The following is a 23,951-nucleotide window of genomic DNA, read 5'->3' on the forward strand; positions in this document are numbered from 1 at the left end:
ATGACCTCACGTCAATTCAGGAGGCTCGCCACACGGGTCGGCTTCTGGGTGCTGGTGGCTGTGGTGCTGATCTACGCCATCTTTCCCTTCTACTACGCCGTGATCACCTCACTGAAGCCCTCCAGCGAGCTGTTTACCGTGAGCTACTGGCTGGATTCGCTGGACGTCTCCAACTACGTGACGATCTTCAGCCAAGGTAGCTTCGTGCGCGCCATCTTCAACTCCATCCTGGTCTCGATCAGCGTGGTGGCCATCGCCCTGCTACTGGGGGTGACCGCCTCCTACGCCTTGGGCCGGGTACGCTTTCGCGGCCGCACCACGGTGATGCTGGTGATCCTCGGGGTCTCGATGTTTCCTCAAGTGGCGGTGCTCTCCGGCCTGTTCGAAGTGATTCGGGGGCTTGGCCTCTACAACAATCCCGCCGGTCTGATCCTGAGCTACACCATCTTCACCCTGCCTTTCACCGTCTGGGTACTGACCACCTTCATGAAGCAACTACCCATGGAGCTCGAGGAGGCGGCAATCATGGACGGCGCCACCCCCTGGGTAACCATTACCAAGGTCTTCCTGCCGCTGATGTGGCCGGCCATGGCGACCACCGGCCTGCTGGCGTTTATCGCCGCTTGGAACGAATTTCTGTTCGCCCTGACTTTCACCTTGACCGACAGCCAGCGCACCGTGCCGGTGGCCATTGCCTTGATCTCCGGAGGGAGCCAGCACGAACTGCCCTGGGGACCGATCATGGCCGCGTCGGTCACCGTCACCGTACCGCTGGTCATCCTGGTGATGATCTTCCAGCGCCGCATCGTCTCCGGTCTCACCGCCGGCGCCGTCAAAGGATAACTCTCATGTCATCGATGGAATCCAAGATGCAAGAATCAACGTTCTGGTGGCGCGGGGGCGTCATCTATCAGATCTACCCGCGCAGCTTCATGGACAGTAACGGCGATGGCATCGGCGACCTGCCGGGCATCACCGACAAGCTCGACTACGTGGCCTCACTCGGTGTCGATGGCATCTGGCTGTCGCCGTTTTTTACCTCACCGATGGCGGATTTCGGTTACGACATCAGCGACTACCGCGACGTCGATCCGATGTTCGGCACCCTCGAGGACTTCAAGACACTGCTTGAGCGTGCCCATGCATTGGGCCTCAGAGTGATGATCGACCAGGTCATCAGCCACACCTCCGATCAGCACCCCTGGTTCCAGGAGAGCCGCCAGGACCGTACCAACGACAAGGCAGACTGGTTCGTATGGGCCGACCCCAAGCCCGACGGCACGCCGCCCAACAACTGGCTGTCGATCTTCGGTGGCTCGGCCTGGACCTTCGATTCACGCCGCCAGCAGTACTACCTGCACAACTTCCTGGAAAGCCAGCCGGACGTGAATTTCCACAACCCGGCGGCGCGCCAGGCCCAGCTCGACAATATGCGCTTCTGGCTCGAGCTCGGCGTCGACGGTTTCCGCCTGGATACGGTCAACTTCTACTTCCATGATCCCGCACTCACTGACAACCCGCCGGTACCAGCGGGAGAGGCCACGACCCTCGGCGCCCCGGACAGCAACCCCTACACCTGGCAGCGCCACGTCCATGACATCAGCCGCCCGGAGAACCTTGATTTCCTCAAGGACCTGCGCGCGCTGATGGATGAGTTTCCCGGTACCACCACGGTGGGCGAGATCGGCGATGACAACCCGCTTGAGCGCATGGCCGAATACACCGCCGGCGGCGACAAGCTGCATATGGCCTACACTTTCGATCTGCTCAACGAACCGCATTCGCCCGCTTACATCCGTGAGGTGATCGAGCGCTTCCAGCGTCTGGCCGGCGATGCCTGGCCCTGCTGGGCCCTCTCCAACCACGACGTAGTGCGCAGTGCCACCCGCTGGGGCGAGACCGAGGCCCCACTGGCTTATCCCAAGGTGGCCCTGGCCATGCTCTTCTCGCTGCGTGGCAGCGTCTGCCTCTACCAGGGTGAGGAACTGGGTCTACCCGAGGCCGAAGTGCCTTTCGAGCGTATTCAGGACCCCTACGGCAAGGTGCTGTGGCCAGAGTTCAAGGGTCGCGACGGCTGCCGTACGCCGATGCCCTGGCGTGATACCTCCCAGGGCGGTTTTACCACCGAGAACGTCGAGCCCTGGCTGCCGATAGCGTCGCGCCACCGGCCGTTGGCGGTATCGCACCAGCAGGACGACTCGACCTCGGTACTCAACACCACGCGTCGGCTGCTGGCCTTGCGTGCCGCCCATCCGGCATTGATCGAGGGCGACCTCGAACTCGTCGACGTCGGCACTGAGCTGCTCGGCTTTATCCGCCAAGCGGACGAAGAGACGCTCCTCTGCATATTCAACCTCACCGGCGAGGTTCACGAGGCGCGGCTGCCATTGGCGATCCAGGACACCCTCGACGGACACGGTTTCTTCCATGACGCCGACGACGACACGCTGCGGCTGCCGCCCTACCAGGCGGCCTGGTTCGTCGTCTGAAGCGTACTACCACGACAGATCGCCGGTCCACGACGGGCACCTCCCCGAGCGGGGCCGGCAAGGAGCAGAACCATGGCAAGCGTCAAGCTCGACAAGCTCAACAAGGTATTCGGCCACGACCACATCATCAAGGACGTCGACCTGGGCATCGGCGACGGCGAGTTCGTGGTCTTTGTCGGTCCTTCCGGCTGCGGCAAATCCACCCTGCTGCGGTTGATCGCCGGACTGGAGTCAATCACCGATGGCGAACTGCGCATCGGCGAGCAGGTGGTCAATGACCTGCCGCCCCGCGAGCGCGGCGTGGGTATGGTGTTCCAGTCCTATGCGCTCTATCCGCACATGACGGTCTACGAGAATATGGCCTTCGGCCTCAAGCTCGCCAAGACCGCCAACGAAACCATCGAGGAGCGGGTGATGGCCACCGCACGGATCCTGCAACTCGAAGAGCTGCTGCACCGCAAGCCCAAGGAACTCTCTGGGGGGCAACGTCAGCGCGTGGCCATGGGGCGAGCCATGGCACGTGAACCCCGCATCCTGCTGTTCGATGAACCACTTTCGAATCTCGACGCCTCGTTACGGGTCCAGATGCGTAATGAAATCGCTCGTCTCCATCAACGCCTGGGGGCCACCGTGATTTATGTCACTCACGACCAGGTAGAAGCCATGACGTTGGCCGACAAGATCGTGGTACTCAATGCCGGCCAGGTGGAACAGGTAGGAACGCCCCAGGAGCTCTACCAGCGTCCGCTCACCAAGTTCGTCGCTGGCTTTATCGGTTCGCCGACCATGAACTTCCTGCCTGCCGAGATGGTGGCCGGCACGACCGAGGGATGCCGGGTGCACGCGAACGGCATTGGCGAACTGGATCTGCCCCAGGACCCCGGCCGTCACGGTGCTGGTGATGCGCTGACCCTGGGCGTACGTCCCGAACACCTCGGCCTGGCGCCAGCCAGCGGCGACAACAGCTTCGAGATCGTTAACGTCGAGTACCTGGGCAATGAGGTCTATATCTATTTCGAGCCCAAGGACGGCGATACCCTGTTGATCCACCGCAGTGAGGCTCCTAGCTGTTGGGAAATCGGACAACATGCTGCATTGTTGCCGTCAGTTGCCAATGTGCACCTGTTCGATAGTGACGGTTGCGCATTGGCCCTGATAAGCACACGTGACGCCGCTTGAGAATGCTGGCATGGGGCGACTCATTCGGCTGAGTCGCCTTTCGTGCTAGAGAGTGTCGGAGCAGGCAGGTATGCTGCCTGCGTTCGATTCTGACGAGATTTACTGTGACCCCATCGCCACGCCGCATCACCATCAAGGATCTGGCCGCTCGGCTCGAGGTGTCTACCGCCACGGTCTCCAACGCCTTCAACCGCCCCGACCAGCTTTCGCCACAGCTACGTGAACGTATTCTCGGCGAAGCGCGTGCCATGGGGTACACAGGGCCTGATGCTCGAGGTCGCAGCTTGCGTACCGGGCGCTCGCGGATCATTGCGGTGGTGCTTGCCGAGAGTCTCACCTACAACCTCAACGATGCCGTGGCCAGCGAGTTTCTCGCCGGTGTCGCCGAGGTGGTTGACGCGCATGGGCATACCCTGTTGTTACTTCCCGCTCGTCAAGGTGCGCGCCTGGAGTCGGCGAGTATGGCCGATGGCTTCATCGTCTATGGTCTGGTGGCCGATCCGCAGATGCTGGAACAGTTTCCGCGCCAGAAGCCCCTGATGGCGGTGGACTTTGATATCGCCGGGCATGCTTCGGTGCATATCGACAATCAGTTTGCTTGCCTGAACATCGCACGCCATACCTTGCGCCAAAGGCCACGACGACCCGCGATAATCAATCTGCGCCTGACGGCCGAGCCTTGCAACGGTCGTATTATCGACCAGCCGTTGTACAAAGAGTCGCAGACGATTACCCGCTCACGTTTGAACGGCTTCTACGAAGCGTTGGTCGAGCACGGCATTGATCCGGCCACGGTGCCGATGTGGAACATCGAGGAGAACCTCCATGAGGTGTGCACACCCGTCATTGCCGAGATTCTGGATCTACCGGACGATGAACGCCCCGACCTGCTGTTGTGCATGTCGGACCGTATTGCCCTGACTGTATTGACGCAGGCCGAGCAGCGCGGTTTGCGCATTCCCGAGGATCTACGCATTACGGGATTCGATGGTATCGCCGAAGGACAGTATCGAGCGCCGCGGCTAACCACGGTTCGCCAGGATAGCGTTGCCAAGGGACGCTTGGCAGCCTCGATGGTCTTGGGTCTTACCCCCATGAAGGATCATTGCCTCGCGACGCAATTGATCATCGGTGAAACCTCTCCCTAGCGTCTCATCGTATACTTACAGCTAGAGGTTGCCCTTGACCCGCTGATCGAGTGCCTGCACGACGCGTTGGTGCGCGTCGTCATTCATGGGCTTGAGCGGAGTACCGTCGAGCAGGACGGCGAGTCCTTCACCGTTGACGACCATTAGCCCGTTGGGGGCTTTCTCGATCTTTATCTCCCAGCCGGGCAGAACCAGTACGCCTTGCACGGCGATATCGCCCAGAGAGTGGCGGGTCAGCCATTGGCGGCACCAGCTCGCGGCCATCCGTGTGTGTGCCAGGGATTGACGTTCGCGCCAGCCGGGAAAGCGCAGGCGTTGCCCGGCTACCGTTACTTGGGTGCGGGCCTCGCCCATGATATCCAACGGCGGCGTCCGAGCGCTCACCTCGACCACGAAGACGCCATGCGGGGTGACCACGATATGGTCGATGGCGACGCTGTCGGTGGGCACATCGTGGAACACGAAATAGGGGTGCGCTTCTGGGCGGATCAAGCGCTCGAGTTCCTGACCCACGGCCAGCTCGCAGGCCAGGCCCAGTTTGAGGCGGCGAATGCGCTGGACGTCGCGAATCAAGCGAAAGCACAGCACCAACGCCAGCAAGGTGGTCAAAAGCCCGTAAAGTGCCCACTCCAGCCAACTGTGGCGGTTGGCGAACAGCATGCGCCCCATGCCGTAGACCAAAGGCGCCAGGGTGATGATGGGCCCCAGCGCGCCATCCAGGAAGAGCGCGGCATAGGCACGGTCGAGACGATCGCGTAGCGACTGCGCGGGCTCGTGTAGCGTGTGCCCGTCATAGGGCGATACCAGCGCCTCGTCTTCCAGGTGGCGCAGTGCCAGCACCACGAGCGCGGTGGCGCCGAGCGGGGCGAGAAAAATGATCGGTAGTACGTATTCCAGCCAAACCATCACGGTCATCCTGGTCGAGAACGTGTTGCATAAAGGGCCATTCTAGCTAGCTTGCCGACGATCGGCGATGCGTGCTTGTCGCGAGACGGGACGTCAGTTGTATCATTAAGCATCGGCTTTGCCCGGGAGATTACGATGTCCGATTCTTCAGCGTCGTCACTGGCGACCTTTCTTTCACGTCATTCGCGGTTGTTCGTACTCACTGGCGCCGGAATGAGCACCGATAGCGGTATTCCTGACTACCGTGATGAGCAGGGCGCCTGGAAACGCTCGCCACCGATGACCCATCAGACCTTCATGCACAGCGATATCGCACGTCGTCGCTACTGGGCGCGTAGCTTGGTGGGGTTCCAGGCGCTCGCCGAGGCGCGTCCGGGACGTGGGCATTACGCGCTGGCCGCGCTGGAGCGTGCCGGACGCATCGAGCAACTGGTGACGCAGAATGTCGATGGGCTTCACCAGCGCGCCGGATCGCGGCGGGTGATCGATCTGCACGGCCAGGCCGATGTGGTGCGCTGCATGCACTGCGGCGCGACCCAGATGCGCCATGCCGTGCATGCCGCCCTGGCGCGTCTCAATCCGCGTTGGACGGGCCTGGAGGCGAGCGTCGGGCCGGATGGCGATGCCGACCTGGCGCGTGACGACTTCGGCGATTTCGCGTTGCTGTCCTGCGCGCGTTGCGGCGACGGCATCTTCAAGCCCGATGTGGTGTTCTTCGGTGACAGTGTGCCACGCCCCCGCGTGGAGGCGGTCTTCGCTGCCCTCGAGCGTGCCGATGCGATGCTGGTGGTAGGCTCGTCGCTGATGGTTTATTCGGGCTATCGCTTCGCGCGCCGCGCGGCGGAATTGGGCAAGCCGATGGCCTGCATCAACGTGGGACGTACGCGCGCCGACGACTTGTTTAGCCTCAAGGTCGAAGCCTCGGCGGGCGAGACGCTGGATATCGCGCTGCAGAGCATGGCCGCGACGCCTGCCGATGGAGCAACATCTCGAGCCTCGGCCGCTGGGGTCTGGCCCTCGTCAGGCGTTCGTCCTTAAGCCGTGCGTGCACTACTTGGCCTCATTGGCTGTCTTCGCGCGTCGACTCACTAAGGTGAAGCGGGTTCCAGCGTCACGGTCGGTATCTCGCCAGTCTCGCCGTTGAAGACGTCGACACGCTCGCGGTTGAGGTGTGTCAGTCGCCCTTGATCGCGCACCTCGGCCTGCAAGACGTAGCTATGCGCTGCCTCGATGGCGCTGTCGTCATATTGCAGCGTGACCTCGGTCGTAGGAGTGTCGATACGCGTATAGCGGCTTTCCGCCACGGTGGCGTTGTCGTCGCTATCCTTGAGCGTTACATCGAGGGTGGCATCGTCCGACAGCTCGGGCGGTTGAGCGAAGGTAACGCGAGCATCGAGCGTATTGAAATCAGGGCCACTGGCACAGCCCACAAGGCCGATCAGCATCAGACCAATGAGTGCGGCAGTCAGGCCGCGCGGCCTATTAGGCAAGGACATGGGAGTCTCCTCGCGCAGGGAAAGGGAAAACGGCTGACGCAGCGTTCAACCGCCCGCCAATTTGACGCGATAGCCGCGCGCTTCAAGCTCAGCCTTGAGCGTGTCGCGCTGATCGCCTTGAATCTCGATGATGCCATCCTTGATGGCGCCGCCGGTACCACAGCGTTGCTTGAGCACCTTGGCCAGGGGCTTGAGTTCGTCGGCCTTGAGCGGTACGCCTTCGATCAGGGTCACGCCCTTGCCCTTGCGTCCCTTGGTCTCACGGCGCAGGCGGACGGTACCGTCGAGGCTTGCCAGGCGTGCTTCCTCCGTCGCCTCGGCACAGCGACACTCGGCGATCGGCGCCCGGCACTCGGGGCAGGTCTCGCCGTGTTCGGTGGAGTATACCCGTCCGCGTAACTGATCCTGCAGCGATGCCATGCGCGCCTCTCTGAATCGATGTATCGCGATATTTCCATGATAACGCGCCCTGCCGGTGAGCACGATATCCGCCGGACGCTACCCGGTGAAAGTCAGTGGAGTACGGCTTCCAACTGTTCCAGCCGCGCCACGGCACTGGGTAGATCGCGCATGTTATGCAAGGCGATGGCGCCCTCGGGGGTGGACTCGCGTTCGGGGAAGCGGTTGATGTGGATCGTGCGCATCCCTGCCGCCAGACCGGCTGCAACGCCCACATCGGCATCGTCGATGACCACGCAGCGTTCGGGCGCGACCCCCATCTCGCGTGCGGCATGCAGGAACAATTCGGGATCGGGCTTCCAGCGCTCGATGGTGTAGCCGCTGTAGAGGCGGTCCCCGAAATAGGCACGCAGGCCCGTGCTGTCGAGGGCGCGGCGAATCTTGTGCTCGGGGCCGTTGGAAGCCACGCAGCGCGGGTGCTCGGTGAGCCTGTCGAGTGCTTCGCGGATCCCCGGAATCGGTTGCAGTTCGGTACTCATGCGCGTCTGCATGGTGCGGCGCATCTCCGCCTCGGCGGCGTCTCGAGTAGCGTCGTCCAGGGCACCGAAACGGCGCTCCAGCTCGGCGACGATGTTGGCGAATCTGACGCCTCGAAACTCTTCCATGTATTGAGAGGTGGTGAAAGGCAAACCGGCATGCGTCAACACATCGGCCATGACATCGGCGAGAAGGGGTTCGCTATCGACCAGGGTGCCATCGCAATCGAATAGCAGGCATAGCGGATGAGACATGGTGGAGCCTCGAAGGCGTAGTGGATGAAACCATTCATTGTCCCAAATATCGGCAGGCGACGCCCAGTCTTGAAAAGACGTTCCGAGTTTTAGAACGATGTTTTTAAACGTTCTCTAGAACTTTAGTTGCCCCCGGTCATGATGGCAAGGCCGGGGAGGTATTCAAAGCGATTGCCCGCGATTATACGAAGTCCGGTGTCAGCCAGCGCGGGATGGCCAGCACCAGTTGCGGGAAGAAGATCAGCAACACGATTACTGCCAGCATCATCGCCAGGTAGAGCAGCGTCGTGCCCAGTGCCTTAAGCAGCGGGATACCGCCTATCTTCGCCGAAATCATCAGGCATAGGCCGTAGGGAGGCGTAATGAGCCCAAGCCCCAGGGCCATAACGCCGACTACCCCGAACTGCACCGGATGCACACCGGCCTGCATTGCCAGCGGCTGAAATATCGGCGCCAAGATCGCCATCGCTGGTAGCGAATCCATGAAGGTGCCGATAATCAGCATCACCACCGCCATGATGACTAGCAGCGTGGTCGGATCACTAATAGTGACTCCAGCCATAAGCTTGGGCGGAATCTGGTAGAAGCTGATCAGGTAGCCGAATATCGCCGCACCGACCAGACTGAACAGCGACAGCGAGCACAGCCGTACGGTGCTGGTCGAAGCCTCGATTACGTGCTTAAAGGTCAGTTCGCGGTAGACGAAGAAGCCCAGCACCAGGGCGTAGAGCACGGCGATCACGGCAGCCTCTGTGGGCGTGACTAGGCCTAGGGTGATACCGCCGATGATGACGATGGGGATCCCCGCTGCCAGCAAGCCATCTTTGCCCGAACTCATTAACTCGGAGAACGTTGCGCGCTGGCGCACTGGGACGTCATAGCGGCGCACGTAGAGCAGGTTGAGCAGCAATTGTGCGACGCCGATCATTACGCCAGGCAGGATCCCGCCCAGGAAGAGGCCGGCGATCGAGGTATTGGTCAGCGCGCCCCACACGATCATGTTGATCGACGGCGGGATGATGATGCCCATCACCGACGAGGCGGCGGTGACGGCCACCGCGAAATGCGTCGGATAGCCCTCACGCTTCATCGCCGGAATTAGCACTGTGCCCACCCCGGCGCTATCGGCGGTGGACGATCCCGAGACGCCGGCGAACAGCATGCTGACCAGCACGTTGACATGCGCCAAGGCACCCTTGAAGTGGCCCACCAGGCGCATGCACAGGGTAATCAATCGATCGGTTATATGCGCCGAATTCATCAGGTTGCCGGCGAGCAGGAACAGCGGCACAGCAAGCAGCACGAAGGAGTCCATGCCGTTGTACATGCGCTGGAACATCACCCACGTGGTCAGCCGCGGGTCGAGCACGATCATGCTGAAGGCGGTCAGCACCAGCGACATGGCGATCGGGATGCCGGCGACGATCAATACGCCAAGCAGGGCGAACAGCAGCCATGGCAGTACGAAGGTCCATTCCATCGGTATCATGAGCGCCTCCCTCGCGGTTGTTCGCTGGCGAGCGGCGCATCGTCGGCACTCTCTAGCTCATCGAGTTCGTTGGGGGTGTTGAGCGCGGCTTCCATCGAGTTTATGCCGTGGAGGGCGGCATGCAGTAGTCGCTCAAGGCTGAACAGCACGATGAATATGCCGCAGACGGTGAACGCCGAATAGACGTAGATCATCGGCAGCCCGGATGCAGTTGCGCTACGGCGTAGGCCGGAGATGGCGAAGTCTTTGCCGTAGTAGATGAAGATCACGCCTACAGCGAAGCAGGCAATATCGCGGATCAGGCGAGTCACCAGGTCGGCCCGCGTACCGCGCGGAAATGCTTCGAGCACAAAGTGATCGGCATGATAGACGCCGATTGCCGTGCCTAGCATGATTAGCCATTGGAAGGCGAAGCGACTGAATTCCTCGGTCCAGTACAGCCGTGGCAGCATGGGTAGGTTACGGCTGACTATCTGATAGACGATAAACACGATGAAGGCCGCCAACAGCAGCAGCAATACAACGCCCAGCAGGCGTTCGAGTGCACGGTTTAGCCGGGCAAGCCCGGTAAGCAATGTGGGCATGGCGAAACCCTCGGAGACAAGGGCCGGGGTGAGGTATCCACCCCGGCCGGGGGATTACTCGACGTTGACGATCCTGTCATGCAGCTCGGTCAGGCCCATGTCGTCGATCACCTTCTGAAGCGGCTCGGCGACGATCTCTTTCATGCGTTCGCGATCCATGGGGTAGAGCGTGGCGCCTTCTTCCTTTAGCGTCTCGAGCGCTTCGGCATCCTGTTTGAGCTGTACCTTACGTGCGTAGCTTGCTGCTTCTTGGGCGGCGGCCATGACCGCGTCGCGTTGGCTATCGTCGAGGCGATCCCAGGTCATTTGCGAAAGGGTCAGCAAGCGCACGGTGATGTCATGTTCGGACAGCCCGATGTGCGGTGCCACTTCATGGAAACGCATGCGTTCTATCCACTCGGCCTCATTGAGGAGGCCATCGATGGCACCCAGTTGTAGCCCGGTATAGATCTCCTTCCAGGCCATGACGGTGGGTTCGGTGCCTAGGGCCTTCCAGGCCGCGATCAATGGTTCGGTTGGATTGGTGCGAAGCTTCATGCCCTCAAGATCATCGAGGCTTTCCAACGGTCGAGTGCTGACGATCTGGCGCTTGCCGCCCCCGAAGAAGGCCAACACCTTGACGTCAGTTTCTTCCTCGATGCGATCCGCAATATCGCGGCCAACTTCGCCATCGAGAACGTGGCGCCAATGGGCTTCGTCACGGTACATGAAAGGAATCGAGAACACGTTGGCGGTCTGCGAGAAGTCGGTGATCAATCCGGGATTGATGATCGACATATCCAGCGCGCCTGCCATCTGCTGTTCGAACATCTCGGTTTCGTGGCCGAGAACGGAGTTGCCCAGGATGGTGACGGAGACATCTCCGTCGGTCTTGTCTTCGATCAATTCTTTGAAGCGTTCGGCGCCAAGTTGATAAGCGGTGTCTTCGGTACCGCCATGGCCGAAGCGCAAATCCAGTGCCTGGGCGCCACTTGCTATTGTCATGCCAAGTGCGAGGGCAATGGCGCCGATGGCGCGCTTGGTGAAGGGATGGCGGGTTGCGTTTGGATCGATCCAGTACTGAGTCATGATGTCACCTCGTTCATTGTTGTGTCCGCCTTGGGCGGTCTGGCGTGACGTCCGGGTCAGGCGTCGAGAGTGGCGTGTGGATATCGTCGATATTGCGCTTCCCCAGAGGCGGGGATGGGCGCGCATGAGTGCCGTACTTGCAGGCGTGGTTTCAGGACCACCTGTTCGCGAGCGCCGCCAGGATTGGCAATGCGCCGCATGGCTAGGCGCGCCGCTTCCTCGCCGATGGCGAAAGGGTGAGTGGCAACGCTGGTCAAAGGTGGCAGGCTCAGGGCCGCTTCCTCGATATCGTCGGTGCCGATGACCGCACAGTCTTCGCCGGGTACCAGGCCCAGCCGTTGGAGTCCGAGCATGGCCCCCAGGGCCATCAGGTCGTTGTGGCAAATCACGGCCGTGGGACGAGGGCTTTCTTGCATCAGTGTCTGGATGCTCTCGAAACCCGTCCGGCGTGTCACTGGCCCTCGCACGATGCGTTGCGCTTCGCCGAGTCCCTGCGCGTGCATGGCGTCACGATAGCCCTGATGACGGGTGCGTGTAGCGGAGTGCTCGGCTTCGCCGCCGAGAAACACGATGCGCCGATGGCCGAGCGTCACCAGATGATCCACGGCTTGACGCACGCCGAGTTCGAAATCGGTACCAGCGTAGTCGAACGGAGGCGTGCCGATATGGCGCAACACCTGAACGCAAGGCATGTTCCAGTCCGCCAGTTGGGTGAGCAGTGCGGGATCGGTGCCTTCGGCGGGGCATAGCAGCAAGCCGTCGACACGCTGCTCCCGCATGCGTTCCAGAAAGCGCTGCTGCCGCTCGGGGGAGTCTTCGCTGTTGGCCAGGAACGAGACATAGTTCTCGCGATGCAGTACCGAGTCGATACCCGCGACCATGGCACCGAAGAACGGATTGGCAATGTCGTAGACGACCACGCCAAGGGTAAAGGTGCGGCTGGCACGCAGTGCTGCGGCACCACGGTTGTAGACATATCCCAGGGCCTTGATCGAAGCCTGCACCTGCGTGCGGGTGGCCTCCGCTACCAAGGGGCTTTCTCGTAGCACTAGCGAAACCGTTGAACGTGAGACGCCAGCATGGGCTGCGATGTCCTGCAGTGTGACGCTTTGACGCTTGCCACTGCGATCACGTGGGGATGATGTGGTGCCTGGGGATCTGGCCATGGCTGAAGTGCCTCGTTTAGGATCGATCCAAATCTATTGATCAGCCTAGAAGAGTCGCCCCGGCATCCCTATTCACCTTTGGTCCAAATGCAACCAGAGTTTTAGGTGTCGGGACGTATCGTCAGTGTCGAAAACGCCCAAGCCGGATGGCGTGGGCGAGAGAGGGGGCAACTTCTTGGAATGGTGCCAAGAGCGTTGGATACAGGACTGTGTGCTCGGGCTTGCGGATAAGCTTCCTGTTGTGGTCGTTCAAGGACGGTATTAAAGCGATTGTCCGCCGGTGAGTTCGATGCGTTCGCCGTTTAGCCAGCCGAAATCGCTCGACAGCAGGCTCGCGACCGCAGCGCCGATATCATCCGGCTTGGCGGTGCGCCCCAGCGGGGTGATTGCGCGGAAGTGGGCGTTGAGTGCCGGATCGTCGCGGACCGCGCCGCCGGCGAAGTCGGTTTCCACGGCGCCGGGGGCGATGGCGTTGACCGTGATCCGGCGCTCGCCGAGTTCCTTGGCCATGTAGCGCGTAGTCACCTCCAGCGCGCTCTTCATCGCCGAGTAGGCGCAGTGATTGTCCAGCACGAAACGCGTGGCGGCGGTGGAAACGTTCAGGATGCGCCCGCCCCGGGCGATCATCGGCAGCAGGGCTTGGCTGAGCAGGAATGGCCCCTTGAAGTGAGTGCGGTAGAGGGCGTCGAGATCGTCCTCGGTGGTCTCTTCGTAGGGCGCGAGAATGCCCTCGCCCGCGTTATGGACCACGGCGTCCAGCTCCGTGCGGCCGAAGGTGTTTTCCAGCGTGTCCGCGACGTTGTCCTTGAATTCGGCGAAGGCGGCGCTATCGCCGATGTCGAGCTTGAGCATCGCCGCCGTGCCGCCGGCGGCCTCGATTTCGCGGGCGACTGCCAGTGCTTCGTCGCGATGGTGGCGGTAGGTACCGATGACGCCGACGCCGGCGGCCGCGAGGTGCAGCGCCATACTGCGGCCGAGGCCCCGGCCGGCGCCGGTGATGAGGGCAATGCTGGAGGACATGGAGTGGCTCCCGAATCGAAAAGTGCGCAGCGCTGAGGGCCGCTGTCAGTGAGCACTGACTGGGGGCGGGATGCCAGGTTTCAAGCGTGCGCGCCATGAATCGAAAACGCCCGCACCGAGAGGCGCAGGCGTGTGAAGGGAGGTGGCGCGGCATATGGGAGAGGCGTCAGCCGCGTGGTGCGACGTCGTTGTAGGGGCTCGGCGGTTGCTGGCCCTCTAGGGCGGCGATGACGTTGTCGACGGCGCGCTGGGCCATGGCCTCGCGCGTTTCATGCGTGGCCGAGCCGATATGCGGCAGGGTGACGACGTTATCCATCCGCGTGAGCGGTGAGTCGGCAGGCAGCGGTTCCTGGGCGAAGACATCCAGCCCTGCGGCGTGGATCTCACCGCTGGAGAGCGCCTCGATCAGCGCTTGTTCGTCGACTACCTTGCCGCGGGCGATGTTAATCAGGATCGCCGAGGACTTCATGCGCTTGAGCACGTCCGCGTCGATCAAGCCGGTGGTCTCGGCTGTCAGTGGCACATTGACGCAGACGAAGTCGGCCTGTTCGAGCAAGGCGCCGAAGTCGCAGTGCGTCGCGCCGAGCTCTTTTTCCAATGCCGGCTTGGGCGAGGCATGGGTGTAGAGCACTTGCATGCCGAAGCCCAGCGCGCCACGCCGCGCGATAGCCTGACCGATGCGCCCGAAGCCGATCATGCCCAGCGTCTTGCCGTGGACATCGGTGCCGAAGTGAGGCTCGCCGATACTGCTCGTCCATTGGCCTTGCTTGACCATGTTGGCGAGCTCCACCGCGCGGCGGGCGCTGGCCATGATCAGCAGGAAGCCGGTGTCCGCAGTGGTTTCGGTGAGTACATCCGGGGTGTGGCAGAGCAAGATGTGGCGCCGGGTCAGCTCGTCCACGGGGTAGTTGTCGACCCCCACCGAGATGCTCGAGATGGCTTCCAGGTGCGGGGCGCTATCGAGCAGCTCGGAGGTGATCGGCAGGCTGGCGCCCAGCAGGCCGTGCGCGTCGCTCAGCGCTTCACGAAAGGCGGGGTCGTCGGCGCTTGCCAGATGGTCGAAATAATCGACGTGGAAGTGTGCGCGCAATTGGTCGAGATGATGCGGCTTGAGTCGCCCGAAGGCGAGGATGCGCTTGGTCATGCAGGACTCCTGATCGTGAAATACAGCATGGTGGCGTGTCGTCACGCCATTGGGTGTGCGGCTTCCAGGTCGCGCAGTCGGGTCCGGTGCGGCAGGCCTTCCATGTCGCCGACGACCTGAACCTGTTCGGCACCGATGAGATTGCCGCGATGCGCGGCCTGGCGTGGCGAGCACCCGTCGAGCAAGGCGCTGATCACGCCCACCGCGAAGCCGTCGCCGGCACCCACGGTATCGACGACGTGGGCCGCCGCCACGCCCTTCACCATGCCAGCATCGTCCGCCGTGCGCACGTAGCTGCCTTCCGGGCCGAGCTTGACGATGACCCCACTGGCGCCTCGGTCGAGATAATAGCCGGCGATGTCGTGCGCGTTATCGAGACCGGTCAGGCGTTGCCCTTCGGCGAGGCCTGGCAGCACCCAGTCGGCATGCGCAGCCAGCGCATTGAGGGTCTCGCGCATCTCGGCTTCGCTGTTCCACAGCGAGGGCCGCAGGTTGGGATCGAAGCTGATCGTGAGGCCGGTCTCGCGGGCGCGTTCCAGCATGTGAAAGGCGAGCTCGCGCGTGCTCGGCGACAAGGCCGGCGGCAAGCCGGTGGCGTGCAGGTGGCGCACCCCCTGGAAGTCGAGGTCGCCGACGTCGGCCACACCCAGGTGGCTGGCGGCGCTGCCGCGGCGGTAATAGGCCACCTTGGGATCCTCACCGTGTTCGGCGCGTTCCTTGAAGACCAGGCCGGTGGGATGTTCGGCATCGGTACTCAGGTAGCGGCAGTCGAGACCCTCGCTTTCGAGCGTGCGACGGATGAAGGTGCCAAAACCATCGTCACCGACGCGGCTGATCCAGGCGACGTGAAAGGCCAGCCGTGCCAGGCCGATGGCGACATTGGTATCGGCGCCGGCAATGCGTCGCTGGAAGCGCTCGACCTCGGCCAGCTCGCCCGGGGTTTCGGCGATGAACAGCGTCATCGCTTCACCGAAGGTCAGGACGTCCGGCGTAGTGGAATCGGTCATGACAAGATCCTGAGAGGGTGTTTACAAAAGGACTGCGCTCGACAATTCGGCGTTAAAATCGACCTCAAAATACTCATTTACCCCATGTAAACTCCGTGTTTTCGGTCGGTTTTGCCTTGTCTTGACGTCGCTCGCCTGTTTTGTAAACACCCTCTGAAAGAAGCTGATAAAACGGTTGCCGAGGGCATGGTGTCGGCGTTGCGACGGGGCGAGCGATCGTCGATGGGAAAGCTCCATCATAGAAACACTGGGGCATCACGACAATCGAATGTATCTAGACTTTGGTCGGGAGGGAGACGAAAGAGGCGTTAAAGGAAAGCGAAAGGTATGACACTGCGCGGGGCGTTTTGCCCCGCGCATGGGCGTTTATTGCGTTTGCTTGGTGTACTTGTCGACCAGCTGGTTGGCGTCGTCGTAGAGCTGCTGGCCGTCGTAGCCTTCTGCGTCCATGTCCGCGATCCACTCGTCGATGGTCTTGTCGGCGGCCGCTTTCCACTCACCCTGATCTGCTTCGGCGATATGGATCATCTGGCCTTCGTCGCGAGCCGCGATGTCGTCGATGGCGGCTTGCTCCGCCTCGTCCATGACGTGGCCGATTTGCTGGGCTTCCTGGATGCCGGCGTTGTCGTCGATGACCTTCTGCAGTTCGGGCGACAGGCTATCGTATTTGTCCTGGTTCATTGCCAGCACCATCATCGCCGTGTATAGACCATGCTCACCGTCGAAGAAAGTATGGTTCTGGGCGACATCCAGCACGCCCAGGGCGGAGGCGCTCTCGAAGGGCAGTGTCAGGCCGTCGATCACGCCACGCGAGATCGCCTCGGGTATTTGCGGCATGGGCATGCCCACGGACTTGGCGCCGAGCCGGGTGAAATAGCGGTTCATGGTTTTGGAAGGAGCGCGAATGGCCAAGCCGTCGATATCATCGATATCGTGCACGCTGACATCTTTGGTGTGGAGCTTGCCCGGGCTATGGGCGAAGACAGCGATGGGGTGAACGCCTTCGAAATCGTCCTGCATATGTTCCATGGCGAATTCATGTGCCGCCATGCTGGTGGCTTCACCCGTGGTCGGCAGGAAGGGCTGATCGAAGGCTTCGGATTCCGGAAAGCGGTTCGGCGTGTAGCTCAACAGCGTCCAGGCGATGTCGACGACACCGTCCTTGGCCTGATCGTAAAGCGAGTTGGCCGATCCGCCGAGCTGCATGGCGGGGAAAATCTCGACCTTGATGGCGCCATCGGATTGCTCCTCGACGCGTTTCGCCCAGGGTTCCAGATACTGCGTCTGAACCGGGGTGGTGGGCGCCGCGAAGTGGTGAAGACGCAGTGTCACGGTGTCTTGTGCCTGGCCAGTGCCGGCCAGGGTGATGCCGCTGAGGAGAACAAGACCGGCGAGCGTATGTTTTGTTGTCATCATCTTAAGCTCCATGGGGGGTGTTGGCGTGCCAGTGCGCGATGTCTAGAGGCGTGTCCGCCTGCGCAGACATTTATGCTGTGTTTCCCTAGATGGGATAGTGCCGGGGCCCGAGCTGCATGGTCATCCAGCGCAGCTCGGTGAATTCCTCAATGCCAGCCTTGCCGCCGAAGCGCCCGTAACCGCTTGATTTGACGCCGCCGAACGGCATCTGTGGCTCGTCGTGTACGGTGGCGCCGTTGATGTGGCAAATGCCCGATTCGATACGTTGGGCGACACGCATGGCGCGTGCCGTGTCGCGGCTGAAGACCGCTGCAGAGAGGCCGTACTCGCTGTCGTTGGCGACCCGCAGGGCATCTTCTTCGTCCTTGACGCGCATCATGGCCACTACGGGGCCGAACGACTCTTCGGCGTAGAGGCGCATGGCCTCGGTGACACCATCGACCACGGTGGGCTGCATGATCACGCCCTCGGCCTTGCCGCCGCAGGCCAGGCGGGCGCCGTGCTGCTGGGCGTCGTCGAGCAGGCCATTGAGCTTTTCCCCGGCCTCGCGATTGATCAGCGTGCCCAGCGGATTGCCGTCTTCACGAGGATCGCCGGCCTTCAGACTGGCGGCTTTTTTCGCCAGCTTCTCGACGAAGGCATCGGCCACGGCGTCGACGACGATCAGTCGCTCGGTGGACATGCAGATCTGGCCCTGGTTGAAGAAGGCTCCGAAGGCAGCGGCCTCGACAGCGGCGTCCAGATCAGCATCCTCGAGCACCACGAACGGCGCTTTACCACCGAGTTCCAGTAGCACGGGCTTGAGATGGTGCGCGGCCTTCTCAGCGATGATGCGTCCGACCTGCGTGGAACCGGTGAAGTTGATGCGACGCACAGCGGGATGCTCGATCAGCGCCTCGACGACGTCGGCAGCTTGCGGCGGCGCATTGGTCACCACATTGACGATGCCGTCGCCCAGGCCCGCCTCGACGAGCACTTCGCCGATCAGGTGATGGGTCGCCGGGCATTGCTCGGAAGCTTTGAGAATGACCGTGTTGCCGCATGCCAAAGGCGTGGCGATGGCCCGCGTGCCGAGAATGATCGGCGCGTTCCAGGGCGCGATGCCGACGACCACGCCACATGGCACGCGCACGCCCATGGCCAGGCTGTCGGGAACGTTGGAGGGAATCACATCGCCGCCGACTTGCGTCGTCAGCGAGGCGGCCTCACGCAACATGTTGGCGGCGACCATGACGTTGAACCCGGCCCAGCCCGGCGTGGCGCCGGTTTCATCGACCATGCGTGCGATGAAGTCGTCCTGGCGGGCTTCCATGGCGTCGGCGGCCGCGAGCAACTTGGCACGGCGCTCGCCGGGGCCGGTCTGCGACCAGGCGGGAAACGCCTGAGACGCTGCCTCGGCGGCATGCCGGGTATCTTCCACCGAGGCTGCAGCGGCGCGCGTCACGACATGTTCATGCAGTGGGTTGCGACGCTCGAAGGTCGCGTTGTTCTGGGCGGTGCGATGTTTGCCGCCGATGAGTAGCGCAAGATCCATGAGACTCCCCTTGTTGTTGTCGAAGCGATATGACGTTCAGGGCTGGGCGGCATGCTGATATCGCCAGCGGGCGCGGCGGCGTCTTGCGAGTGAACGCCACCGTGCCCTCGCGCCTGTCAGCGGTGGTAGCTTTCCAGCCCGGGCTTGATGCTCTTGTCGTCGAGGAACTGCTTGAGGCCTTGCTCGCGGCCATGTTCCGGATCGAGCTGTTGCGCCTGGTCCAGCTTGGCGTAGAGATATTCCTCGTTTTGCTCCCAGGTCAACTCGCGGGACATCTTGAAGCCGGTCTTGGCGGCACGCAGGACGACGGGGTTCTTGTCGCGCAGCGTGGCTGCCAGCGTCTTGGTGGCCTCGCGTAGTTCGGCCCGCGGTACGCTCTTGTTGACCAGGCCCATGTCTGCCGCCTGAGGACCCGTGAAGGTCTCGCCGGTCATGATGTAATAAAGCGCCTGGCGATGGCCCACGGTATCGGCCATGGCTTTGCTCACCAGGTTGCCCGGAGGAATGCCCCAGTTGATTTCGGAGAGCCCGAACACCGATTCGTCGGCGGCGATCGCCAAATCGCAGGCAACCAACGGCGAAAAGGCGCCGCCGAAGCACCAGCCGTTGACCATGGCGATGGTGGGCTTGGCGTAGTGACGCAGCAGTTTCCATTGCCAGGTGGAAGCGTCGCGGCGGACCTTGACCTGCACGATCTCGGGGCTGGCGTCGATCTCGCGGAAGTATTCCTTGAGGTCCATGCCGGCGGAGAAGGCTTCACCTTCGCCGGTCAGCACGAGCACGTGGGCGTCCTGGTCCAGTTCGATGGTTTCGAGCACATCAATCATTTCACGGTTGAGCGTGGGGCTCATGGCGTTGCGCTTGTCGGGGCGGTTGAGCGCCACCCAAGCAATGCCGTCCTCGACGTCGACCTTCACGGTCTGCCAGCGGTCTGTATAGTCGCTCATCGCATTTTCCTGTCAATTAATTGTCAAGTAAGTTGATATTTACCGTTTCCATCATAGTGCGCTATGCTGCGCTTGCAAAGAGGAAATCCCTATGACCAAAGTTGAACCGCAGGCCTCGCATGACGCGAGCTCCTCTGTTGATGGCGCGCCGGAAACGGTGCGTGTCGCCTATCTGATCGGGCGTCTCGATCGCGCATTGCGTCGCCATATCAGCGAGGCCGTGCATCCGCTGGGCTTGACCATGCAGCAATACACGGCACTTTCCGTCTTGGCGCGACGCAGTCCACAGTCCAATTCGCAGCTGGCCGAGAAGTCCTTGGTATCGCCGCAGGCGGCCAATGAAATGGTCAAGGCCATGGAGACCAAGGGGCTCGTCGAGCGACACCCCGATCCGCACCACGGGCGCATCATCCAGATCCGCATGACCGAGGCCGGACAGCAAACGCTGGCCGAGTGCGACCGTGCGGTCATGGCACTCGAAGGCCACATGCTCGAGAGCCTGAGCGAGGCGCAGCGGAATGCATTTCAGCGTCATCTCAAGTCCTCCCTTAAAGCCTTGGGGGCCGGCCTGGTCGAGCCTGAATAACGGCTCGACCGGCATTGCCTTTCCTGCCACGGGTCAGCGTGTGTATTCGTTGACGAGTTGCGTGGCGCTGTCGTAGAGCGCTTGACCGTCGAGCCCTTTGGCGTCGGCCTCGGCGATCCAGTCATCCACGACCTCTTGACCAACCGCCTGCCAGCGGGCGGTTTCTTCGCTTTCCAGGCGGGTGATCGTGCCCGGTTGCTCGCCACTCTGAATGGCCAGGATTTGGCGGTGGTCGGCACGGTCCATGATCTGACCGATCTGATACGCCTCGCGGCTTCCGGAGTGCGCATCGATGACGGCTTGCAGGTCATCGGGCAGGGCGTCGTATTTGTCCTGGTTCATGGCCACGATCATCATCGTGGTGTAGAGCGCCCGATCACCGCTGAAGATAGTGTGTTCGGTGGTGATATCGGCGAGCCCCATGGCGGTGATAGCTTCGAAGGGAATCACCGTGCCGTCGAGCACGCCGCGTGATAACGCCTCCAATGCCTGGGCCACCGGCATACCGATGGGCTCGGCGCCGAGCTTGGCCAGGTAGCGGTTTACCAGCCGGCTGGGGCCGCGCATCTTGAGGCCCTCGATATCCTCGAGGGATTCGATGCGGGTCTCTTTGGTATGCAGTGCGCCAGGACTATGGGTGTGCACAGCGATAGGGTGCATACCCTCGAGTTCGTCCTGCATGTGTGTCATGGCGTATTCATGTGCGGCCTGACTCGTCGCGGCACCCGAGGTTGGCAGGAAAGGCAGGTCGAAGACTTCCGCCTTGGGGAAACGCCCCGAGTTGTAACCCAGCACGGTCCAGATGATGTCCACCTGGCCGTCCTTGGCTTGATCGTAGAGTGAGGGCGGCGTGCCGCCGAGCTGCATGGAAGGATAGAGCTGCACCTCTATACGTCCATTGGATTCTTCTTCGATGGCCTCTTTCCAGGGGATGAAATACTCCTGGTGCACGGGCGCCGAGGCGGGGAAGAAATGATGCAGCCGCAGAGTGTATTCGGTCTCTTGGGCTTGGGCCTGGCTGGCAGCAGCGATCGAGAGTGCTGCCGCAGTGGTCATTACGAAGCGACGCAGGTGTGAAGTGGCGTGTTGGGTCATGGCGAGGTGCCTCATTGTGGTTGTTGTATGACGCTGGGTGGCAATGGATTAGCCGACGGCGAAAAGGTCGATGACCACGTTGTCTTTGGTGCGTGCCGCGCTGCCCAGAAACAACGTCCGGTTGAGCCACTCCAGCCGCGTGCTGGTGGTGAAAAAGCGCGGCGCGGTGTGGAAGTAGTAGTCCTCGGGCGGCACGGCCTCTCCGTCTCTTAGCCGCTGCATGACGGCTGGCGGGCCGTGGCGAAAGCCCGTGTTTTCTACCTCGATGCGCTCGCCGTCGTCGGTTTCCAGGAAATAGCGTGCGTATAGTTCAGCCACGCCATCCGGACGTATCGTTTGCCAGTCGCCGCCCGCGGCGAGAATACGGCCATTGAGCCCCTCGCCGGTCACGTCGCCGCCGGTGATGGCGATGAAGCGACGCTGGCCGTGTGCGCTCTCGCCCAGTTCCCAGGGCGAGGCGACGTCCACCGTCAGGCGGGCGATGAAATCCAGCGTGGGCGTGCGAAGCGGGTTAGTGGACGACATCATGTGGGCTCCTTGAACGGTGTGGTGACATCAATAAAGCCAGTAGACGAAACCCAATGTGATGGACGGGAAAACCACCAGCATGATGATGCGCAGCACGTCTGCCGCCAGGAATGGCAGGATGCCCTTGAAGGTTTCGGTCAGCGGTACGTGGGGCGCCATGGAGTGGATGATGAAGATATTCAGTCCCACCGGTGGTGTGATCATCCCCACTTCCACGACGACCAATGCCAGGATGCCGAACCAGATCGCCACGTCGCCGGGAGGCATGCCGAAATCCATGCCCGTCACGATGGGGAGGAAAATGGGCACGGTGAGCAAGATCATCGACAAACTGTCCATGAAACAACCCAGGACCAGGTAGCACAGCAGAATGCCCGCCAGGACGATCCAGGGGCTGATTTCCAGGCCCACGATCCAGCCCGCCGTGATTTGCGGCAATTGCGTCAGGGCGAGGAAGCTGTTGAACACGCTGGCCCCGAGGACGATGAAGAAGATCATCGCCGAGGTGACGGCCGTGTCGAGGAGGCTCTCACGCAGCCCTTCCCAGCGCAGCCCGCCGCGGATGACGGCTAGCAGCCCGGTGGCGGCGGCACCGACGGCGGCGGCTTCGGTGGGCGTGAAAATTCCTGTGTAAATGCCGCCGATCACGATGATGAATATCGCTGCACCGGGCCATACCTCGAGCAGCGAACGCCAACGCTCGCCAGACGATGCCTTGGCCTTGCTTGGGGCGCTATCCGGGAAAAAGCGCACGAACAGTGAGATCGCCACCATGTAACTGAGCGCGGCAAGGATGCCGGGGATCAAGGCGGCGGCGAACATCTCGTTGATGTTCTGTTCGGCAAGGATCGCGTAGATGACCAATACCACGGAGGGCGGGATCAGAATGCCCAGCGTCCCGCCTGCGGCCAACGCGCCGGTGGCTAGACTACCGCGATAGCCTTGACGCTCCATTTCCGGTAGCGCGACTTGCGTCATGGTCGCGGCAGTTGCCAGCGAGGAGCCGCAAATGGCGCCGAAGGCACCGCAGGCGCCCACCGTCGACATGGCGAGGCCACCGCGACGATGGCCCAGCCAGTCGTTGGCGGCCTGAAACATGGCGCGTGATAGCCCGGCGCGTGCTGCGAATTGTCCCATCAACAGAAAGAGGGGAATGATTGACAGCGTGTGGCTGGAAAAGTGCTCGTAGGGCAGTGTCTTCAGGGCATTGAGGATACCCATCGGTCCCGTGACCAGCATCGAGCCCACTGCGCCGATAACCAGCATGGCGAGGCCGATGGGTATACGGGCGCCCATCATGGCCAGCAACAAGACGAAGCCGCCTGCGCCCAGAGTAAGAGGCGTCATGAGGCATCTCCTTGTGTCGCGGGGGCGGTATCGTTCGAGAACGTGGACAAGAGCCGGTATAGACAGACTAGCGAGAGCAGGGTGAAACCGACGATGCCGGCGATATACCCCCACCACAGCGGGATACCCAGCAGCATGCTGGTTTCCATGTAACGGTGCTTGTCGAGCAGGCCGTGATAAAGCCGCCATGTCATCAGGCATGAAACGACGAGGAACAAGGCCTCCGTGAGAACGGCGAGAAAGCGCTGCACGCCCAGCGGCGCGCGCATGACCAGCAGATCCACCGTGACGTGGCCACCGCGCAGATGGCAGTACGGCAAGAACAGGAACACGGCGATGGCCGTGCCGATTTCGACGAGTTCGTAGTCGCCGGTGATGGGGCCGACCCAGCTCAGGGCCGACAAGTCGCTGATCAGTGGCAGGCTGGATATCCAGCGTCCAGCAATGCTGATCACCGTCATCAGTGAGAGCGCCGCGACGATCAAGCCACCGATGATCGCGGCGAGCCGACAGGCCGTTTCGAGGCCTCGGCGTAGGCAGGTGATGCTGGCGTTGGATGTCGTCGCTAGGCTGCTCATGATTATATCTTTATAGGTTGCGTGGATCGGCCAA

At 62.0% G+C, this 23,951-nt stretch carries 24 protein-coding genes; 6 read left to right on the forward strand and 18 right to left on the reverse strand.

The features are described from left to right. From L1073_RS08365 to L1073_RS08380, 4 genes are all read left to right on the forward strand, one after another. Complete coding sequence (locus tag L1073_RS08365; RefSeq protein WP_246898383.1) at positions 1–843, forward strand: carbohydrate ABC transporter permease; 843 nt, start codon at positions 1–3, stop codon at positions 841–843. A gap of 26 nt (positions 844–869) precedes the next feature. Further along, positions 870–2,489 carry an alpha-glucosidase gene (locus L1073_RS08370; protein ID WP_246898649.1) on the forward strand — a complete coding sequence of 540 codons (1,620 nt, stop codon included), beginning with the start codon at positions 870–872 and terminating at the stop codon, positions 2,487–2,489. Between the two features lie 72 nt (positions 2,490–2,561). Further along, positions 2,562–3,668, forward strand: coding sequence for an ABC transporter ATP-binding protein (locus tag L1073_RS08375; protein ID WP_246898385.1), 1,107 nt, complete (start codon positions 2,562–2,564; stop codon positions 3,666–3,668). Between the two features lie 104 nt (positions 3,669–3,772). Next, complete coding sequence (locus tag L1073_RS08380) at positions 3,773–4,816, forward strand: LacI family DNA-binding transcriptional regulator (RefSeq protein ID WP_246898387.1); 1,044 nt, start codon at positions 3,773–3,775, stop codon at positions 4,814–4,816. Between the two features lie 21 nt (positions 4,817–4,837). On the opposite strand, the gene L1073_RS08385 is transcribed toward L1073_RS08380, so the two are convergent. Beyond that, positions 4,838–5,722 (reverse strand): nuclease-related domain-containing protein, encoded by an 885-nt coding sequence (locus L1073_RS08385; protein WP_246898650.1) that lies wholly within the window; start codon positions 5,720–5,722, stop codon positions 4,838–4,840. A gap of 135 nt (positions 5,723–5,857) precedes the next feature. Here L1073_RS08385 and L1073_RS08390 point away from each other — a divergent pair, with 135 nt between their 5' ends. Further along, positions 5,858–6,760 carry an NAD-dependent protein deacetylase gene (locus L1073_RS08390; RefSeq protein WP_246898389.1) on the forward strand — a complete coding sequence of 301 codons (903 nt, stop codon included), beginning with the start codon at positions 5,858–5,860 and terminating at the stop codon, positions 6,758–6,760. Positions 6,761–6,810: 50 nt separating this feature from the next. Here the strand turns inward: L1073_RS08390 and L1073_RS08395 are convergent, their stop codons facing one another. The 13 genes from L1073_RS08395 to L1073_RS08455 form a co-directional block, all read right to left on the reverse strand. After that, positions 6,811–7,218, reverse strand: a complete 408-nt coding sequence (locus tag L1073_RS08395) for a YbaY family lipoprotein (RefSeq protein ID WP_246898390.1) — start codon at positions 7,216–7,218, stop codon at positions 6,811–6,813. A gap of 45 nt (positions 7,219–7,263) precedes the next feature. Next, a complete protein-coding gene (locus L1073_RS08400) occupies positions 7,264–7,638 on the reverse strand; it encodes a translation initiation factor Sui1 (RefSeq protein WP_246898392.1) in 375 nt (124 codons plus the stop codon). 92 nt (positions 7,639–7,730) lie between these two features. Continuing rightward, positions 7,731–8,408 (reverse strand): HAD family hydrolase, encoded by a 678-nt coding sequence (locus L1073_RS08405; protein ID WP_246898394.1) that lies wholly within the window; start codon positions 8,406–8,408, stop codon positions 7,731–7,733. Positions 8,409–8,589: 181 nt separating this feature from the next. Next, positions 8,590–9,897, reverse strand: a complete 1,308-nt coding sequence (locus L1073_RS08410; RefSeq protein WP_246898396.1) for a TRAP transporter large permease — start codon at positions 9,895–9,897, stop codon at positions 8,590–8,592. Beyond that, positions 9,894–10,481 (reverse strand): TRAP transporter small permease, encoded by a 588-nt coding sequence (locus tag L1073_RS08415; RefSeq protein ID WP_246898397.1) that lies wholly within the window; start codon positions 10,479–10,481, stop codon positions 9,894–9,896. Before L1073_RS08415 ends, L1073_RS08410 begins: the two co-directional genes overlap by 4 nt. 54 nt (positions 10,482–10,535) lie before the next feature. After that, a complete protein-coding gene (locus L1073_RS08420; RefSeq protein ID WP_246898399.1) occupies positions 10,536–11,549 on the reverse strand; it encodes a TRAP transporter substrate-binding protein in 1,014 nt (337 codons plus the stop codon). Positions 11,550–11,605: 56 nt separating this feature from the next. Continuing rightward, positions 11,606–12,715 carry a LacI family DNA-binding transcriptional regulator gene (locus tag L1073_RS08425; protein WP_246898401.1) on the reverse strand — a complete coding sequence of 370 codons (1,110 nt, stop codon included), beginning with the start codon at positions 12,713–12,715 and terminating at the stop codon, positions 11,606–11,608. Between the two features lie 261 nt (positions 12,716–12,976). After that, positions 12,977–13,735, reverse strand: coding sequence for an SDR family NAD(P)-dependent oxidoreductase (locus L1073_RS08430; protein WP_246898402.1), 759 nt, complete (start codon positions 13,733–13,735; stop codon positions 12,977–12,979). Positions 13,736–13,901: 166 nt separating this feature from the next. Continuing rightward, entirely contained in the window at positions 13,902–14,879 is a 978-nt protein-coding gene (locus tag L1073_RS08435; protein WP_246898404.1) for a 2-hydroxyacid dehydrogenase, read from the reverse strand. Between the two features lie 41 nt (positions 14,880–14,920). After that, positions 14,921–15,886, reverse strand: coding sequence for a sugar kinase (locus L1073_RS08440; protein ID WP_246898406.1), 966 nt, complete (start codon positions 15,884–15,886; stop codon positions 14,921–14,923). Between the two features lie 366 nt (positions 15,887–16,252). Then, positions 16,253–17,302, reverse strand: coding sequence for a TRAP transporter substrate-binding protein (locus L1073_RS08445; RefSeq protein ID WP_246898408.1), 1,050 nt, complete (start codon positions 17,300–17,302; stop codon positions 16,253–16,255). A gap of 85 nt (positions 17,303–17,387) precedes the next feature. Continuing rightward, complete coding sequence (locus tag L1073_RS08450; RefSeq protein WP_246898409.1) at positions 17,388–18,836, reverse strand: aldehyde dehydrogenase; 1,449 nt, start codon at positions 18,834–18,836, stop codon at positions 17,388–17,390. 116 nt (positions 18,837–18,952) lie between these two features. Further along, the gene (locus tag L1073_RS08455) at positions 18,953–19,783 is read right to left on the reverse strand and encodes a p-hydroxycinnamoyl CoA hydratase/lyase (protein ID WP_246898411.1); all 831 of its coding nucleotides are present in this window, start codon (positions 19,781–19,783) and stop codon (positions 18,953–18,955) included. 91 nt (positions 19,784–19,874) lie between these two features. Between L1073_RS08455 and L1073_RS08460 the strand changes: the two genes are divergently transcribed. Further along, positions 19,875–20,369 (forward strand): MarR family winged helix-turn-helix transcriptional regulator, encoded by a 495-nt coding sequence (locus tag L1073_RS08460; RefSeq protein WP_246898412.1) that lies wholly within the window; start codon positions 19,875–19,877, stop codon positions 20,367–20,369. A gap of 33 nt (positions 20,370–20,402) precedes the next feature. On the opposite strand, the gene L1073_RS08465 is transcribed toward L1073_RS08460, so the two are convergent. The 4 genes from L1073_RS08465 to L1073_RS08480 are packed head-to-tail and all read right to left on the reverse strand — an operon-like array spanning position 20,403 to position 23,917. Beyond that, positions 20,403–21,464 carry a TRAP transporter substrate-binding protein gene (locus tag L1073_RS08465; RefSeq protein WP_246898413.1) on the reverse strand — a complete coding sequence of 354 codons (1,062 nt, stop codon included), beginning with the start codon at positions 21,462–21,464 and terminating at the stop codon, positions 20,403–20,405. A 48-nt stretch (positions 21,465–21,512) separates the two neighbouring features. Beyond that, the gene (locus tag L1073_RS08470) at positions 21,513–21,992 is read right to left on the reverse strand and encodes a DUF3237 domain-containing protein (RefSeq protein WP_246898415.1); all 480 of its coding nucleotides are present in this window, start codon (positions 21,990–21,992) and stop codon (positions 21,513–21,515) included. Between the two features lie 27 nt (positions 21,993–22,019). Beyond that, on the reverse strand, positions 22,020–23,339 hold the full coding sequence (locus tag L1073_RS08475; RefSeq protein WP_246898417.1) for a TRAP transporter large permease: 1,320 nt from the start codon (positions 23,337–23,339) through the stop codon (positions 22,020–22,022). Beyond that, positions 23,336–23,917, reverse strand: a complete 582-nt coding sequence (locus tag L1073_RS08480; RefSeq protein WP_246898419.1) for a TRAP transporter small permease — start codon at positions 23,915–23,917, stop codon at positions 23,336–23,338. Before L1073_RS08480 ends, L1073_RS08475 begins: the two co-directional genes overlap by 4 nt. Between the last annotated feature and the right edge of the window lie 34 nt (positions 23,918–23,951).

Source organism: Chromohalobacter nigrandesensis, assembly GCF_023061285.1.
Taxonomy (GTDB): Bacteria; Pseudomonadota; Gammaproteobacteria; order Pseudomonadales; family Halomonadaceae; genus Chromohalobacter; species Chromohalobacter nigrandesensis.

Bases quoted from the DNA above. Each gene is read 5' to 3' on its own strand.
- L1073_RS08400 (WP_246898392.1), bottom strand. From the start codon at position 7,638: ATGGCATCGCTGCAGGATCAGTTACGCGGACGGGTATACTCCACCGAA.
- L1073_RS08455 (WP_246898411.1), bottom strand. From the start codon at position 19,783: ATGAGCGACTATACAGACCGCTGGCAGACCGTGAAGGTCGACGTCGAG.
- L1073_RS08450 (WP_246898409.1), bottom strand. From the start codon at position 18,836: ATGGATCTTGCGCTACTCATCGGCGGCAAACATCGCACCGCCCAGAAC.
- L1073_RS08375 (WP_246898385.1), top strand. From the start codon at position 2,562: ATGGCAAGCGTCAAGCTCGACAAGCTCAACAAGGTATTCGGCCACGAC.
- L1073_RS08410 (WP_246898396.1), bottom strand. From the start codon at position 9,897: ATGATACCGATGGAATGGACCTTCGTACTGCCATGGCTGCTGTTCGCC.
- L1073_RS08425 (WP_246898401.1), bottom strand. From the start codon at position 12,715: ATGGCCAGATCCCCAGGCACCACATCATCCCCACGTGATCGCAGTGGC.
- L1073_RS08440 (WP_246898406.1), bottom strand. From the start codon at position 15,886: ATGACCGATTCCACTACGCCGGACGTCCTGACCTTCGGTGAAGCGATG.
- L1073_RS08475 (WP_246898417.1), bottom strand. From the start codon at position 23,339: ATGACGCCTCTTACTCTGGGCGCAGGCGGCTTCGTCTTGTTGCTGGCC.
- L1073_RS08460 (WP_246898412.1), top strand. From the start codon at position 19,875: ATGACCAAAGTTGAACCGCAGGCCTCGCATGACGCGAGCTCCTCTGTT.
- L1073_RS08430 (WP_246898402.1), bottom strand. From the start codon at position 13,735: ATGTCCTCCAGCATTGCCCTCATCACCGGCGCCGGCCGGGGCCTCGGC.
- L1073_RS08420 (WP_246898399.1), bottom strand. From the start codon at position 11,549: ATGACTCAGTACTGGATCGATCCAAACGCAACCCGCCATCCCTTCACC.
- L1073_RS08445 (WP_246898408.1), bottom strand. From the start codon at position 17,302: ATGATGACAACAAAACATACGCTCGCCGGTCTTGTTCTCCTCAGCGGC.
- L1073_RS08405 (WP_246898394.1), bottom strand. From the start codon at position 8,408: ATGTCTCATCCGCTATGCCTGCTATTCGATTGCGATGGCACCCTGGTC.
- L1073_RS08385 (WP_246898650.1), bottom strand. From the start codon at position 5,722: ATGGTTTGGCTGGAATACGTACTACCGATCATTTTTCTCGCCCCGCTC.
- L1073_RS08415 (WP_246898397.1), bottom strand. From the start codon at position 10,481: ATGCCCACATTGCTTACCGGGCTTGCCCGGCTAAACCGTGCACTCGAA.
- L1073_RS08395 (WP_246898390.1), bottom strand. From the start codon at position 7,218: ATGTCCTTGCCTAATAGGCCGCGCGGCCTGACTGCCGCACTCATTGGT.
- L1073_RS08465 (WP_246898413.1), bottom strand. From the start codon at position 21,464: ATGACCCAACACGCCACTTCACACCTGCGTCGCTTCGTAATGACCACT.
- L1073_RS08365 (WP_246898383.1), top strand. From the start codon at position 1: ATGACCTCACGTCAATTCAGGAGGCTCGCCACACGGGTCGGCTTCTGG.
- L1073_RS08370 (WP_246898649.1), top strand. From the start codon at position 870: ATGCAAGAATCAACGTTCTGGTGGCGCGGGGGCGTCATCTATCAGATC.
- L1073_RS08480 (WP_246898419.1), bottom strand. From the start codon at position 23,917: ATGAGCAGCCTAGCGACGACATCCAACGCCAGCATCACCTGCCTACGC.
- L1073_RS08470 (WP_246898415.1), bottom strand. From the start codon at position 21,992: ATGATGTCGTCCACTAACCCGCTTCGCACGCCCACGCTGGATTTCATC.
- L1073_RS08390 (WP_246898389.1), top strand. From the start codon at position 5,858: ATGTCCGATTCTTCAGCGTCGTCACTGGCGACCTTTCTTTCACGTCAT.
- L1073_RS08435 (WP_246898404.1), bottom strand. From the start codon at position 14,879: ATGACCAAGCGCATCCTCGCCTTCGGGCGACTCAAGCCGCATCATCTC.